At 47.3% G+C, this 14,027-nt stretch carries 24 protein-coding genes; 1 reads left to right on the top strand and 23 read right to left on the bottom strand.

What is annotated here, in order from left to right; genetic code table 11:
* Positions 1 to 54: 54 nt before the first annotated feature.
* The 9 genes from AKL11_RS09910 to AKL11_RS09875 form a co-directional block, all read right to left on the bottom strand.
* The gene (locus AKL11_RS09910; protein WP_067516902.1) at positions 55 to 1,011 is read right to left on the bottom strand and encodes a major capsid protein; all 957 of its coding nucleotides are present in this window, start codon (positions 1,009 to 1,011) and stop codon (positions 55 to 57) included.
* A 552-nt stretch (positions 1,012 to 1,563) separates the two neighbouring features.
* On the bottom strand, positions 1,564 to 1,929 hold the full coding sequence (locus AKL11_RS09905) for a hypothetical protein (protein ID WP_067516899.1): 366 nt from the start codon (positions 1,927 to 1,929) through the stop codon (positions 1,564 to 1,566).
* Between the two features lie 2 nt (positions 1,930 to 1,931).
* The gene (locus tag AKL11_RS09900; protein WP_067516897.1) at positions 1,932 to 2,744 is read right to left on the bottom strand and encodes a capsid assembly protein; all 813 of its coding nucleotides are present in this window, start codon (positions 2,742 to 2,744) and stop codon (positions 1,932 to 1,934) included.
* A 12-nt stretch (positions 2,745 to 2,756) separates the two neighbouring features.
* A complete protein-coding gene (locus AKL11_RS25120; protein WP_157673495.1) occupies positions 2,757 to 2,906 on the bottom strand; it encodes a hypothetical protein in 150 nt (49 codons plus the stop codon).
* Positions 2,899 to 4,470, bottom strand: coding sequence for a portal protein (locus AKL11_RS09895; RefSeq protein ID WP_216636783.1), 1,572 nt, complete (start codon positions 4,468 to 4,470; stop codon positions 2,899 to 2,901). Before AKL11_RS09895 ends, AKL11_RS25120 begins: the two co-directional genes overlap by 8 nt.
* Positions 4,471 to 4,474: 4 nt before the next feature.
* A complete protein-coding gene (locus tag AKL11_RS09890) occupies positions 4,475 to 4,759 on the bottom strand; it encodes a hypothetical protein (protein WP_067516895.1) in 285 nt (94 codons plus the stop codon).
* Positions 4,760 to 4,761: 2 nt separating this feature from the next.
* Entirely contained in the window at positions 4,762 to 5,208 is a 447-nt protein-coding gene (locus AKL11_RS09885; protein ID WP_067516893.1) for a hypothetical protein, read from the bottom strand.
* On the bottom strand, positions 5,208 to 5,426 hold the full coding sequence (locus AKL11_RS09880) for a hypothetical protein (RefSeq protein ID WP_172807264.1): 219 nt from the start codon (positions 5,424 to 5,426) through the stop codon (positions 5,208 to 5,210). Before AKL11_RS09880 ends, AKL11_RS09885 begins: the two co-directional genes overlap by 1 nt.
* The gene (locus AKL11_RS09875; protein WP_067516889.1) at positions 5,413 to 5,613 is read right to left on the bottom strand and encodes a hypothetical protein; all 201 of its coding nucleotides are present in this window, start codon (positions 5,611 to 5,613) and stop codon (positions 5,413 to 5,415) included. Before AKL11_RS09875 ends, AKL11_RS09880 begins: the two co-directional genes overlap by 14 nt.
* Positions 5,614 to 5,817: 204 nt before the next feature.
* On the opposite strand from AKL11_RS09875, the gene tnpA reads away from it, so the two are divergent.
* Entirely contained in the window at positions 5,818 to 6,222 is a 405-nt protein-coding gene (gene tnpA, locus AKL11_RS09870; RefSeq protein WP_067516887.1) for an IS200/IS605 family transposase, read from the top strand.
* A gap of 317 nt (positions 6,223 to 6,539) precedes the next feature.
* Here the strand turns inward: tnpA and AKL11_RS09865 are convergent, their stop codons facing one another.
* Genes AKL11_RS09865 through AKL11_RS09810 form a run of 14 tightly spaced genes read right to left on the bottom strand, consistent with a single transcriptional unit; the run spans position 6,540 to position 13,861 of the window.
* On the bottom strand, positions 6,540 to 6,851 hold the full coding sequence (locus AKL11_RS09865; RefSeq protein ID WP_095210292.1) for a DUF3310 domain-containing protein: 312 nt from the start codon (positions 6,849 to 6,851) through the stop codon (positions 6,540 to 6,542).
* On the bottom strand, positions 6,851 to 7,054 hold the full coding sequence (locus tag AKL11_RS09860; RefSeq protein WP_067516884.1) for a hypothetical protein: 204 nt from the start codon (positions 7,052 to 7,054) through the stop codon (positions 6,851 to 6,853). The genes AKL11_RS09865 and AKL11_RS09860 overlap by 1 nt, the downstream gene beginning before the upstream one ends.
* Entirely contained in the window at positions 7,054 to 7,236 is a 183-nt protein-coding gene (locus AKL11_RS09855; RefSeq protein ID WP_067516883.1) for a hypothetical protein, read from the bottom strand. Before AKL11_RS09855 ends, AKL11_RS09860 begins: the two co-directional genes overlap by 1 nt.
* A complete protein-coding gene (locus AKL11_RS25115; protein ID WP_157673494.1) occupies positions 7,223 to 7,387 on the bottom strand; it encodes a hypothetical protein in 165 nt (54 codons plus the stop codon). Before AKL11_RS25115 ends, AKL11_RS09855 begins: the two co-directional genes overlap by 14 nt.
* Positions 7,375 to 8,199 carry an exonuclease gene (locus AKL11_RS09850; protein WP_067516881.1) on the bottom strand — a complete coding sequence of 275 codons (825 nt, stop codon included), beginning with the start codon at positions 8,197 to 8,199 and terminating at the stop codon, positions 7,375 to 7,377. Before AKL11_RS09850 ends, AKL11_RS25115 begins: the two co-directional genes overlap by 13 nt.
* A 5-nt stretch (positions 8,200 to 8,204) precedes the next feature.
* A complete protein-coding gene (locus tag AKL11_RS09845; protein WP_067516879.1) occupies positions 8,205 to 8,411 on the bottom strand; it encodes a hypothetical protein in 207 nt (68 codons plus the stop codon).
* Positions 8,401 to 8,568, bottom strand: coding sequence for a hypothetical protein (locus tag AKL11_RS25110; RefSeq protein WP_157673493.1), 168 nt, complete (start codon positions 8,566 to 8,568; stop codon positions 8,401 to 8,403). Before AKL11_RS25110 ends, AKL11_RS09845 begins: the two co-directional genes overlap by 11 nt.
* A 38-nt stretch (positions 8,569 to 8,606) precedes the next feature.
* On the bottom strand, positions 8,607 to 9,011 hold the full coding sequence (locus AKL11_RS09840; RefSeq protein ID WP_067516876.1) for an HNH endonuclease signature motif containing protein: 405 nt from the start codon (positions 9,009 to 9,011) through the stop codon (positions 8,607 to 8,609).
* Between the two features lie 14 nt (positions 9,012 to 9,025).
* Positions 9,026 to 10,846, bottom strand: a complete 1,821-nt coding sequence (locus AKL11_RS09835; protein ID WP_067516874.1) for a DNA polymerase — start codon at positions 10,844 to 10,846, stop codon at positions 9,026 to 9,028.
* 39 nt (positions 10,847 to 10,885) lie between these two features.
* Positions 10,886 to 11,485 (bottom strand): hypothetical protein, encoded by a 600-nt coding sequence (locus tag AKL11_RS09830; protein ID WP_067516872.1) that lies wholly within the window; start codon positions 11,483 to 11,485, stop codon positions 10,886 to 10,888.
* Positions 11,486 to 11,545: 60 nt separating this feature from the next.
* Complete coding sequence (locus tag AKL11_RS09825; RefSeq protein ID WP_067516870.1) at positions 11,546 to 13,177, bottom strand: DnaB-like helicase C-terminal domain-containing protein; 1,632 nt, start codon at positions 13,175 to 13,177, stop codon at positions 11,546 to 11,548.
* Positions 13,177 to 13,386, bottom strand: coding sequence for a hypothetical protein (locus AKL11_RS09820; protein WP_067516868.1), 210 nt, complete (start codon positions 13,384 to 13,386; stop codon positions 13,177 to 13,179). The genes AKL11_RS09825 and AKL11_RS09820 overlap by 1 nt, the downstream gene beginning before the upstream one ends.
* Before the next feature lie 38 nt (positions 13,387 to 13,424).
* A complete protein-coding gene (locus AKL11_RS09815) occupies positions 13,425 to 13,625 on the bottom strand; it encodes a hypothetical protein (RefSeq protein ID WP_067516866.1) in 201 nt (66 codons plus the stop codon).
* Between the two features lie 11 nt (positions 13,626 to 13,636).
* Entirely contained in the window at positions 13,637 to 13,861 is a 225-nt protein-coding gene (locus tag AKL11_RS09810; protein ID WP_095210291.1) for a helix-turn-helix domain-containing protein, read from the bottom strand.
* Between the last annotated feature and the right edge of the window lie 166 nt (positions 13,862 to 14,027).

The following is a 14,027-nucleotide window of genomic DNA, read 5'->3' as shown; positions in this document are numbered from 1 at the left end:
GAGCCTAGAGATAATCTCTAAGCCCCCTGATTGGAGTGTTGTATCACCGCTGGATTAAGGAGCCGAAGCTGTAGAAAGTTCTACCGCCGCTTCACCACGGAGAATCCCGTGACCCATAGCGTACTTGGCAACCATCAGGGTACCCTGCCGGGACACCTGATACTCATCTTCCAGAGCCAGATCCAACAGCTTCACCGTACCCACAGCCGAAGGGTGCATGATAAGACCACAGGTATTACTGAAGTCACCGGCATACTTGTCACCGGTTCCTGCTTCTTTGGTTCCTGCACCAACCGCACCTTTAGGCAGGTTGTTGGTCTTCACGATAGTGATACCCGCTACACGGATCACATTACCGCCAGCGTAAGAACCTTCACCACCCCAGTCACGATTCAGCACTTTGGTGGAACGAGCCATAGCGTAGAACTGCTCAGGACGAACGAACAGAGTACGCTGATCTTCAGGTACGTCTTTCTCATCCATGACCTGTGCTGCCTTAAACATCGCTTCCGCCAGAGAATCACCATCCGTCGGATCGACGTTATAGATAGTGGTTCCGCCGAACTGGTCAGCGTCATCAATCAGCTTGGCAGAGCGAGCAGCCAGAACACCGGTCTGAAGCACATGCTGGTCAGCCGAGTTCGCCAGTTCATTCCCCTGTTCACTGGTGTAAGTAGAACGGTAATCGTAATGGTTCTTGGCTTCTTCGATGTTAGCGATGAACGTAGGAGAGATCAGCAGATCATCAATGGTCAGAATACGTTCGTTATGCTTGATCTTACCGCCAAGAATTTCTTCACCTGGCGTATGGTAATACGCACTGGCACGACCCATTACAGGGAAGGAAGCACTCTTGCCGTGGGTAATAGTACGGACAAGGTGTTTATCCATAGTGACCTGCTTCTTCTCAAACGAAGTCAGTACTTCACCGGCATACACTTTGAGAAACAGGTTGTCTAAAGCACCCGAAGCATTAGCTTGTCCTGGGTGCGAAACGATAGCGTTAGCCATTGTTGTTATTATTTCCTTGTGAACGAATGTCAGAGATGCCCTAGGCGATAGCCTTGAGCGTTGTGCAACTGACAGCCTTCACGCTTCCCTCTGGTTGTCCTTCAGATTTACCCGCAGGTAACACCGGAAAGGCCGTTGTTCAGACGTTATGACTTTTGTTGCAGAGTCACCGGCGTTGCTGCCTGTGCGACTTGTGACGTGTTCAAAGGAATGATTGAAAGGCCGGTTTAAAGAGTGACCCTCCAGGGTGCGCTTAACCGAAGTCAGAGGCGTGGAGGGTCTTTTGACAGGCTTGAATATTTACCCTTCCCAAGCTAGGAAGCACCCACGATTTAAACGTCGGTGGGTACTGACAATTATCCGAGAAAAAACCTTCCAGCCTTCCCGATGAAAAGAGGGAGAAAACCATCGGAAAGGAGGAAGGGCGTGTTATGGAAAACACACAGGGAGAGATTGAAAAGAAGGTCTTATCGTTTTTCTTGTAGAGATTCTTAAAGAGTCTCTTAAAGAGTCTTCTTTCCAATAATGTGTTGTAATTAAAAACTGCGAAGTTTATTGAGCCAACTTCTTAATAGACAACAAGCGGTTAGCCATAAAACGAAGGCCAAAAGTGGCAATCACCATGCCAATATAAATTACCCACCACCAGTCCGGCGCACTCGCTAACTTCTCCCATACTTTATCCAGAGGCGTTTCCAGTGACGGAAAGGCGTACCCCCAAATCGGAAAGGTATGGAAGACAATCAGATACTCATCTTTCAGAGTATGTCTCATGTTCTGCTGTGCCGTGGTGTCGTAATCCGTAGAGGCATCCAGACTTTTAATATCTCTGTTTACCTTGGCTTCGTTTAAACGTGCTTTGTTATCAAACCACTTACTGAATAAAGAAGTGGCTCCGGTAATCAGAGCCGCCCACATGGTTACAGAATGGAGGAGCGAGCCAACTTCGCTTCCACATTGGCACGATACGCAGAATCACTCTGATACCGTGGATCTTTCATGGCTTCGGTCAACTGCGCCACAGACTCAAAGCCCTGACCTTCAGCACTCTTACCCTGTCCACCAATCAACTGCGGATCTTTGCCATTGGCTCGTTCAAACCGAAAAGCCAGCGACATAACCGCCGAACGAACAGCGTCCAGATCACCAGTTTCCATGGTCTGATTATACGCTGCCAGTTCCGACTCAGAGAGATTCACTGTTGCCCAGGAACTCATAGCCGTAAAGGATTCTTCACCGCCAATTTCCTCAAACAACGCTTCCCGCATCTGCTCCCCTTCTGCCTGGACACCAGAAATATACTGATCTACATAGGCTTTGGGGATACCGGCTTTTTCCAGTTCTTCATAGTGACTATCAGCAAGACCACCATTAGCGTAGAAATGGTCAGCAATTGCATCAACGTCCACGTTAGCTTTGATGATAAGGTCGGAAGCCTTGTCTTCATCCATCTCACCATCTGCTTTATCGTCAGTTTTACCATCGTCGTCTGACTCCTGACGGGAACCCAGTTTCTTCTCAAGTTCCTGATAGGCTTTCTCAAGATCCGCCTGAGACTCAAACTTACCGAGAATCTTTTCCTGCTCTTGAGTCTCTGCCGGAGCGGATTGCTCCTGACCAATCTGAGCCAGTTCCTGCTCCTTCTTATCCACTGCATCCATCATGGCCTGATCGTGGCCTTCAGGAGCCGGAGTGGTATCCGTGGTTTGACTACCTGTATTCAGTGTTTCCATAACGCTCTCTTATTAATGATGATGAACAATCAGTTCAGCTTTTGGTGTAGCTTCTGTCTTGGCTTTTGGTTTCGCCTTTGGCTTGGCTTTTGGTTTGGTTTTTGGTGTGGCGGTGGGAGCCACAGTTTTCTCTACAGTCCCTTCCTGAGTAGGTTCACTCATCGCTATTTGCTCCTGCTTTCACAATTTCCTTGGTCATATCCATACCGCCCTGTGCGGATACCTGTTGCATCATTTGTTGCATCTGATCCTGCTGCGCCTGTTGCTGCTCCTGAGCAATCTGCTCCTCAGACTTAATCAGTCCCGTCATATCAATACCCAGTGCTGTCCCTCTGCGCTTCATGTAATCCCCGATATTCAAACGGGAAGCTACTGCTTCAGCCCCAAGGGTTTGCAGCATCCCACTAAGGAACACATCAAGCCGTTGCAGATCGTGTCCACGACCTAACGCTTCAAGCCCTGTGGTAATGGTCGGAGTCACGCCTTCCGGTAATGCCGGAACCCGATTGGTACGAGTCAACTGATGCATCACACGGTTCACCAGAGGCAACTGAAGTTCTTTGGAGAGAATGGAATAGATACCACCAAGCCCATCTTCAAGCTCACTGGCAACGGTACGAATTTCTTCTGCCGTTACCCGTTCACCTCCACGCTGCACCACCGAGTTCAACAGGAAGGCATAAGACAATCGTGTGGTAATTTCCTGCCAGGTTTCTTTCGCAGTACGGAAATCGGCGTATTTATCCAGTTGCAGTAAGGACACATCACTGGCATTCCCCGTTACCACTGCACCGTTCTCCGCCTTGGCTACATCCTCAGCCTGTGTGTGTCCATTCGGACTGACAAACACCAGCAACCGAGCCGCTGCCAGGGAACCCTGCACAATGGCTTTTTGCAGACAATCAACGGAATGAAGATCCCCGTAGTATTCTTCAATGTAACCCCGCCCATAATCTTCACCATCAATCTTGGTAAAGCGCAGGGCAATCCACGGGGATTTCCCTTTCGGGTATGTCCCTTCACTGCCAGGAACCCTTTCCCCTTTCACTTCCTGATACACCGTCCACTGTCCATCGGCTCCCCTTTTCACATGGGTATACACGTCAACGGACTTGGATTTAAGGTGATCCGGTTTCTCAGCCTGTGACTGAGTATGTTTCTCACGGATAGATTCTGGCAGTAACAACGGGGAGATAGATTCATGGACAATGATTTCCAGCACATTGCCCATCGGATCACGTCGGACAACATAACGATCCAGCCGGTAAGACTTAATGCCCCCTTCTGGTGGCAAGTAGAGCAGAACATTACCGGCAACAATCAGTTGCTTCAGTCCTTCTCCTACCGTTACGTCCATGGCGTGTGCCGTGATTTCACCGTACACCGCCCGTTCAATACTGCCCAACGCTTCTTCAACTTCGGCTCTCATACCCTCCTGCTGCGTCATTTCCTTCAGGGTGTAATCATCCACCTGAAATTGAAAGAACGGACTATTAGGCGGCATCAAGGCAAGGCTGAGTTTGGCGGCAAGGTTATTTAAACCTCTGGCACCGATGCTCTGATTAGGGACTGGCAGGTTGGAGGAACCACTGTGTGCTTCTGGTGGTAACAGGCTTGGGATGGTTAGCTCTGCGGCTTTCCTTGCCCGATCCAGAAAAGGTTTTCTCTCCGTCGCTGCCCTTGCATAAATTTTAGCGGCAGTCCCTTGATTGGTATTCAGTTCCAATCAGTTAGCCGTTGGGTACATTCAGGCCGGTACTGCCCGAACCACCTGTATTCAAATCAATACGCAAGCCACCACGTCCACGTTTTTTCTTACGACTAATGTCTTCATTCTGCACCCCGCCCTGTACTTGTTCTTCTGGCGTTGGAGCTTCTGGTGCAGTGGGTGTGGGTTCAGGAATTTTCACTTCGTCTTTCTTCCCGATACCAAACACCGAACCCACCACGGTTTTCTTTACGGCTTTACCGATTTTCTTAAACGCTTTCTTAACGCTTTTTACAATTCCACCCACGATTAAAACCTCATAATGGTCAGTAATTCTTTACCACCATAACGACTGTAAAGCCGCCTGATAGCTGCTTGATTGTGCGCTGCCCGTGTCCCTACATAACAGTGGTCAACCTTGTGAAGATGCTTCAGTAACGAGAAGATCCACAGTACATCACACAGCGAGGCATCCCCTGGTGCTACCCGAATCAGAAACTCCTCCTGAATCACATGGGCTTTCGAGAAGAACTCACTGCCAATGGAATAACCCAACAGGTACTGACCATTAATCAACACAATATGATGATCCCGAAGGGTAACCTCCGTGGCTTCTTCAGGACTCAACAGGGCATCCCCGTATTCAGACTTCAGTCGTCGCTCATATTCCTCCATCCCCTTAAGGATATAAGGCTCCATCTGCTCGCCTGTCACATAGGTCAACTCCGATTCATCGAACCGGATAAACCGACTCATCAGCGAGCCTTGTTGGAATAAATGGAAAACTTACTACGGTTGGAAGTAACAGAATCTTTCAGATCAATCCGTAATTTACTCTTGGCTGACTTCTTCCGAGGCTTGGTGGCCTCATTCAAAGCTGCACCCTGTTCATTCGCTGCGGATTCTTCAGGAGGCGGCGGAGGCGGAGCCGGAGGCTTTGTCTCTGGCATCTTGGGGGAACTAGCGAAGCACATGGCTATCCTTCATTACATTGTCCTGTTGCTTTTGGAGGTGAAACTCAAGGAACTCAAGTAGATCCTGCTTGCCCACTTCCATCCACAACTCCCGTTCAGAGACAGTCACCTGTGGATTTCGCAAAGGGAACCGTGTACGTAAAGCAGTCAGTAACGCTTTGGGAATGGGCGGGAGGTGTTCAGGCATCGGTATGTCCTTTCATAAATAACCGGTAGATAGACTTAAAGTTCTCTTTCAGTTTCCAATAATGTGTCGTAATTGAAAAACCAGTGGGTATGCCTCAATCTTGTATACACCCCTGTTATTCAGGATAATCCTGGAATCAGTCTTCAATCTCTATACTGGAACTGACGCTATAACAAACATAAGCCTGAATATTATGAGGAAATAATGTTTACGAGATTTGATTACGCCCCATTCAACAACTGTTATCACTTCACTGCTGCAACTAAATATCGAAAATCAGTATTTGAGAAGGATATACGGGAAAGAGCAGAGGAAATTCTGACGGAAAAATCAAAAGAAATTGGTGCTACTGTACTAGCAGTGACCGCTGCTGTTAATCATATACACTTACTCATACAGTCAGACCACTCTCCATCTGACATAGGTCAAAAGATATTCGGAACCACCTCAAGGTTGTTGAGAAAAGAATTTCCTGAGTTGAAAAACCTTCACTCAAAACAGTTATGGGGAGGTAAGGCATGTACTCCTATTAAAGATCAAGCCCATTTGGATAATACTCAAGCATACGTAGACAGGCATGATCCCTTTGACGCTAGCGTAGATTATTAGACACCCTTTGCCGAGGATAAAACCAAACTACATAACAGCCAGCAAGGTAAACCTATCGAGATATAAATCTCTACAGGAGTGGATACTGGTCTGTTAAGTAGTGTGGCTAAAAAAACCACAGGATAGGATAAGAACCAAAGGCTCAATAGCTGATTAGTGAAACTTTCTTTCTTAAAGCCCCTTGCAACCTTATACAAAGATACAGGACTCACCAAGAGACATATCACTAAAAACAGGCCAATCATTATTGGAAACTCCTTTTCACCTCATAAATGGTAGACCCATAAACAGAGATATAGTTCCAATAAATATGGAGATTAAGTTCCAATAACCGAAGATAGCTGACAGTAATCACTCACAGCCTTTTCCAAATCAATCTGCCAATTCAAATACACCTTGGCTTTCTTCAGATCTTCCAGCCCATTCTTATTGCGATACCGCCACTGATATTTAAAAGCATTTCCACGGAGATACCCACGAATTTCATCAACTGAATCCATTTGATTCACCATGGCCTGAATACATTCGATATTCACTGAGTCGCAGTCGGTAACGAATATTCCACGGACTTTGATTAATAGTGGGTCTGCTTGTCCGGCGTAATGATTAGGGTGAGTGACGTTATCCATTAGTCACCGTTCCAATCAGAGATAATGGTATCAAGAAACTTCTTCGCCATTTTGATTTCAACAAGAGCGTAAGCCGTTTCATCTCCCTCTTGCTTCATCACTTCCCCCACTGACATTTCCTTAATGACTTTTAATTGTTCCTGAATTCCTTCCAGATTATTAACAGTCTCAGTCAGAATTTCTTTTGCTGATTTCTTACTCATCACTCTTTCCCTGTTTCGATATGGTGTAAATGATTAAGCTGTGTTTTGATTTTATGGGAAGTAACTTCCAGATCCTCCGCCAGTTTTGAATAACCGGCATCCTTCAGAGAAACACTCGCCTGTTCTAAAGAAAACAAAGCAGACTGAAGTTTCTCTTTAAGGAATCTTTCACGTTGGCTCATCAGACGACTCTGAGTGTTTTTCAATACAAGCCGAACAGACAGGACGTTTAATACGAATCACCATAGAATCACTCGATACCGCTATAATGGCTTCCTGACACTCTCGCTGTTTGTCACAGATAAAGCATTCAACTTCGATCAGTTCATCCATAACTTCACTTCCCCTGTCTTAAAGTCATACTCATCTGCCCGAAGTATCCGAGCCACATTCGCCTGAGCCTTGGCTTCTTCTTCACCAAGTCCCTGCTTCTTATAGCAAGACACAATCACTTCCCAATGACTCTCCATTGGAATCTTGCGCCACCTTGTCTCTGTCTCACCTTTCCGCTTGCCGGACTTAAAAGTATGTTCATAACACTCAAACCCCGTCAGAGAACCCAACAGATCACTGGCAGTATCCATCCCAATCCCAGGACAACCGGCGTAACCATCGGTAATATCTCCCGCCAATGCCTGAGTTAAATGAAAGAGATCCGCTTCTGCTTCGCTAACTTCCATCACGCCCAGTTCCGGCTTATGACTCAGGAAGATCTTCCCAGGAATGGTCTTGAGATCCTTGTCTTTGGTGACAATCACCTTCTCACCTTTGAGTCCATCCCAGGTAGACAGAATCCCCAACACATCGTCAGCTTCAAGATTCTTCTTCACGAAGGTCTTGTAGTGTTTCGCAAGGTGTTCTTTCAGAGTACGCAGGAGCATCGGTTTACGTTGCCCCACACGATTAGACTTATAGGTAGGCAATACGTCATACCGCCAGTTATCCGTACCGGTGAGGGTAACGATTAACTCATCAGCGTTAGTGAGTGATTGAAGTTCCGCCATACGTGCATCCAGTTTGGCAATGGCAGGTTCTTCAAAAGAGTGAAGTGTCCAGAGTCCATCACCCCAATGGATCGGTTCTTCTGCGGAGGCTGCTATTTCATAGGCGAAAATATCACCGTCGATCAGTGCTGTAGTTTTCATTTTAATTAAACACTCAATTCCAATAACGCTTTACCAGCCGCATTAACCCGCCACACCTTTCCATATTCCTCAGTGGAAACCTGTGTGGTAATTAATCCACGGCTGGATAACTCGGCAACTTCCCGACTATTGTCTCTGGCATATTGCGATTGCAATGTGAACGGTTTTAAATAACAGCGTTGCAGGACAATCACCGTCTGTTTAGACAGCATTGCGAATATACAGCGTGGAATCGGTGAAGTTGTGCATCACCCGTAATTGCAGCCAATCCAGTAAACGCTTTAATCCAGACTGTTTCCATCGCTTACGCTTTTCATATTGAGCATTATGAAACTGTGCAGCGATTCTTTTCTTCTGGTGATTTCCCATTGGTATTGTCCTTTTGATTATCCAATAGTGTGTTGTAATTAATTCAATTCAGATTTCCATTGCCTGATCCAATAAGAACCACAACTATGAGTGACTCCAAATAAGCGACCTAATTCAACACCAGTCGGTTTATTATCCTGCCAATATTGTTTAGCCTTCTGAAATCTCTCAAGGTAACGAGTCTGATTGGTAATTACTTTGTGATAGGATCTTTCAAGAACTCTTAAATGCTTAACATTACAACAAGCCCTGTTTTTACAAAGATGATCTATTTCCATCCCTTCTGGTATTTCGCCGTGATGATGTTTCCACATAACTCTATGAAACATTTTTGAAACACCGTTGAAGTTCTTTCTGAAGTAACCATCTGGATTAGTTTTATGGGAGGTACAAACAAAACACCCTTCCTCTGTGGTTTCAAACCTCAGAGCTTTTCTTGGCATTCCTTATGAGTCCTTTAATGTGTTTCACTCCAATTCATTCCAATCTTTGCCTCACCATCCAACGGACAACGCCACTCGAACTGTCTACCTGCTTCCTGAAAAGCCCATACAGATACTTCAGCAACTTCCTGTTCCAGACCTTCCCGAACTTGCAGACCCCATTCATCGTGACAATGAACCATCATTCCCCAGTCAGTACCCCACTCAAACCCACGTCGAGTCAGTTCCTGATAGAGATTAACGGTCGCCTGTTTCACCAGCAGCGCACCGGCAGATTGCAGCAAGACATTCAAAGCAGAGTGTTCAGAACGAACATGGAGGGTTCTCCCGTCGATACCTCTTAGGGATTTCTTCTGTTTCACCGCAGCCAATACGTCTTCACGAAGTCGTTTAAGGGCAGGAGTCTTATTCAGAAAGGAGGCTTTCAGTTTCTTACCGGTGGCTGCACCTTTCCCAACAATGGAACCAATCTTTTCATCACCCGCCCCGTAGAGAAATGCATAGATAAACGTCTTGGCCTGATTCCTTTCAGCGAGTCCCGCCGCTTCCATGTTGACGGTATGAATATCACCCTCAAGAATGATCCTGGCGTAAGCCCCTCCGTCATACCTCGCCATATAATGTGCAAGACAACGGAGTTCCAGACCCGAAGCATCAGCCCCGACTTGTTTGAATCCGTCCGGTACATGGAATAACTCACGGCTTTCTTTTCCATAAGGTGAATAAACACCAGGCACCTGAGCCACATTCGGCTTACTGTGCGTACACCGTCCGGTCACAGCCCCCAGGGTATTCACCCGCCCATGAATACGACCATTCTTTTCCAGCTTCAGCCACGCATTCTGACCTTCCGCCAGTTGTCCGATACGCTTCTCCACCAGAAACCGTTCCGCCAGTAACTTACAGTTCGGGTAAGGGAGTCTGCTGAGAATGGTTTCATCAATCTGTGGCTGACCACCATTGGTCATCACCTTGGGTTTCCAGCCGAACTCCTTAATCAACCTGTCCCCGATCTGTTGGCGACTGCTTGGATTGAACTCTTGCAGCTTCACCTTGCAGAAGGAAACTCCCTCTGTATAACCGTAACGACTGCTGTCCTTCTTGGGCGTGAACAACCCGCCATTCACATAGCGAGGCTTGAACACCTTCACCAGTTCCTTGTCGATTTCTTCCCGACGAAGGTAGAGCGTCTGATACAAGGCCACCGCCTTCTTTCGATGGAAGGCATATCCGAAGCGTTCCTGTCGGGTAATGATATAGGCGAACCAGGTTTCCAACTCCAAGGCTCTTGGTGGAATCTTCAGGCTTTGAAACTTCTTCCAGAGAAGGTCATTCACCTCCACATCATTCTCACAGTAAGACTGCATCTGAGGGTTCCACTGCGCCCACGGATCAATCCCCTGAGCTTCCATCTCTTTCTTGTAGTCACCCTTATGGAGATTGAGGCGATAACCCCACGCCTCCAACCCATGAGATCCCCGAAGTTTGGGTGGGAGTTTTCCAGCCTTGATTAAACCGGAATCCCGATCCGCAAGGTTTGGGTACATCAGTCGGGAGACAACTAATGTGTCAATGATATAGTCAGGGTTAATGGAGAACTGCGGGTAGACTTTCTGAATAGCCGGTACATCAAAGTTGATAATGTTATGCCCAATCAGAACAATCTGTTTTTCCTTTGAACCGTCCAGTATTTGCACACCATCATCAATGGTGCGGTACGCTTCACGGTGACAACTGAACACATCACCTTCATGGTTCTTCATCACCAGACTGTGAACGGTATCCAACTGATCCAACAGACCGTTGGTTTCTATATCAAAGACAAGGTATTGCATTTTTGTTTTCCCTAACGAATAACGATGCAGTGGTTTACTTCAGCCGAGGGAACCCCACTGATCCGCCATAGCGTCAGCGATGCCCTGAAAGGTGATACTGCGGATCTTCCAGCGATCCGGTGAAGGTGGCAGGTAGTGGATCCTCTCTCTCTCTCTCTTGGGCAATGTCATCATGTATTCATAGACGTTATCCGTGGGTTCAAGGGGAGGTAGGTTATGGAGAAACAGTCCGGTCTTTTTCTGTTCAGGATGACCAAACTGATAAGGCTGAACGTAGGAAGGTTTAGGCATGGAGGTTAGTCTTGGAAGTACACCCACCGGATTCTCAAAGCAGACTCTCGGTGATACTTCTTTGCACTTATTCCAGAATTGCTCTGTCCATTCACAAGCTTCCAGCCGTTGCGGGTACTTCGCCTTACCCTCTCCGTAGGTACGATTACCGGCAACGGTTAAAGCAGTGCAGGGAGGGTGGGCAATAATCAGATCCCAGGGTTCGTTCAGTAGATCAAATACGTCACCTGTGTAATGTTTCCCAGGTGAGTCCGTGTCCAGTAAGTCACAGCTAAGAGCGTCATGGCCTCTTTTGGTAAAGGCATCACGTACTCTCCCGCTGTACTCACAGGCTACGAGTACTTTCATTATTGTTGTTGGTGTTTTCCCTAACGGTTAGCTATGCCGAAGTGGATAGTTAAAGACGTGCTAAAAATCCGTATTGGTTTCTTCTTCAGTCCCACCGTTAGCAAACCCAAAGTCCTCCGGCTGATCTTCAGAGATCAAACCTGTCGCTTCGTCATAATGGAGACTGATCGTGTTACCCGTCGCCTGTCCGGTATAACGATCCTTGAGAACCCTGAAGGTCGTGGTGTGTCGGTCACTGGTATCTTCCGCCTGAGTGTTACGCTCAATGCCGAACATATAGTAAGACCAGAAGCCAATACTTCTTGAACCCTTGAAGTGCTTAATCATTACCCGCCCACCTTCCTCATGGCTCTTGCCTTCGGGCGTGGATAAGTGACTGACAAAATGAATGATGATGCCTAGCTCATTAGCCAGCCCCGCCATTTCCTTCATCATCTGTTCAATGGATTCTTTTTCGTTGGAGGTATCTGCCATTGCGGTTAAGTGATCGAGGTAGATCAACTTGATCCCTCTGGATACCGCCATAAAGCGGATCTTCTTTTTCACTACGTCCCACTCGGTATCACCCCAGTTGTCGTAGAACACCACCTTACCCTTCAGGCTTTGCAAGGTAGCTTTAAGCTGCGTCTTATCCCATTGTGCGTCTGGCACGTGGTAGCGTTTACCATCCACTTTACCGGCGATACGCTTCCCGACTTCAACAGGTTTGGACTCAAGGAAGATCACCCCCACCTGCTCACCTAATGTCTTTACGTCATAGGCAATTTGCTGAGTGATAATGTCCGTCTTACCACAGCCCGTCCCTGCACCGAAGGCATAGAGTTCACCGTAGCGTCTACCGTAAGTCAGGTTATGGAGAGTCGGCAGGAACCACTTCAGCCCCCACTCAATTGGCTTTTCGATCTCATCAAGAATCTCATCAATCTCAACGATTCCATCAGGTCGGTACGACTTGGCATCCCATATCGCCGAGATCACTTCCTTACCCCGCCCTGCTGCCAGCATTTCATTCGCATCTTTCAGAGGCAGGGAAGCGATCTTGCATTTACCAGGAGGGAATAACTCAGCAACTTTCTGTGCCGCTTCAATACCAGGATCGTCCATGTCAAACATCAGGATCACTTCTTCAAACCCTAAGACCCACTCAAGGTTCTGTTTGATAGACTGGCTCGCACCTGGAGCTCCACTGGGGATAGACACCACAGGCCACTTGTTACCCTGAATCTGTGACACTGACATGGCATCAATCTCACCTTCAGTAATCACCAGCATCTTCCCTGAGTCTTTCCACAAGTGCTGCCCGAATAACTGAAGCTGCTTGAACTCACCGGCAGTGCAGAACTTCTTATTGGCAGAACGGATCTTCTGAGCGCATACCTGTCCATCGTGATTCCGATAGGGAGCCACCTGAACCATCTGGTTCTTGAAACGCCCAACGAAGTACCCGAACTTACGGCAGGTTTCTTCTGAGAGTTTCCGCTTGGTCAGTCCTGAGTATTCACCGAAAGGAACCAGCCCTTTTGCTTTACTGTCTGTCATCTTCTGCTGACTCCCTTCAGGCTGCTCATAGCCCTCCGCCGGTTGGCTCTTACCACAGGAGAAACACTTCAACCATCCCCTGTCGTTGATCGAAGCGGCATCCGAAGAACCGCACATAGGACAAGCAACATGGGTTTCAACCCACTCGCTCATCAGGCTTCCCCGATCAGATCACGAAGTTTGTCGGAGACACTTCTGGCTTGGTGTGATTGCACAATTAACCGGCTGTTCTCAGACTGACGATCACGGATAACCGCAGAGTTCACATCCACTTTTTCTGAGTTGCGGGTAATCAAGGTATCCAGCTCCGTAATGGTTTTCTCAAAGCTGGAAAGGATTTGCTTCAGGCTTTTGTTAAACATGGTTTATTCTCGCTGTGGTTGTTTGATTAACTAAAAGATCAGGCCACCGTGATATAGGTAGCCCGTCCTTCCGTATTGTTTTTCACTGACCACACCTCACCGGTATGATCCTTCACCCGTCCATCGTCATAGGTTGCTACCACCCGACGAACTTCCGGCTTGGCCGTGGTGAGAAACGTCTGGCCTTTCTTATTGGTCTTGGTCTTATGAACCACGACGACTGTTGTGTGTTTAGCCATGGGACTCCCTGTTACTTGGTCAATGAATAACGTGCGTAACGCTGTCCGGTCAGAGTGTTCTTCTCCATCACGGAATGAACGGTATAACCCGCTTCTTTCAGATCCGAGATACGACGTGGCAATGCCATCACACCGAAGTCCATCAGTGCCGAGCGTTGGGTTAATGTCCGGCCTTTCTTTAGGTGATTCAGAATGACGTAACATTGTGGTGTCAGGTTTTTCATGTATGGTTTCATAACTCTTTATCTCCGCTATCGAGTTCTATTAAAAAGAAACCCATCCATTCAAAACGAAAAGACGGGTTAGAGTTGTGTGCGTGGAATGGCTAACTGCTGCGTTAATTGATTTGCCAGATCAAAAGTAATTACTCGCCTGTCACTGCTGATTGGATTACTCCAATAG

It is taken from the genome of Endozoicomonas ascidiicola (assembly GCF_001646945.1).
Lineage (GTDB): Bacteria > Pseudomonadota > Gammaproteobacteria > Pseudomonadales > Endozoicomonadaceae > Endozoicomonas > Endozoicomonas ascidiicola.
Note: the sequence above shows the minus strand (reverse complement) of the source record. Positions and strands in the feature narration are given on the sequence as shown.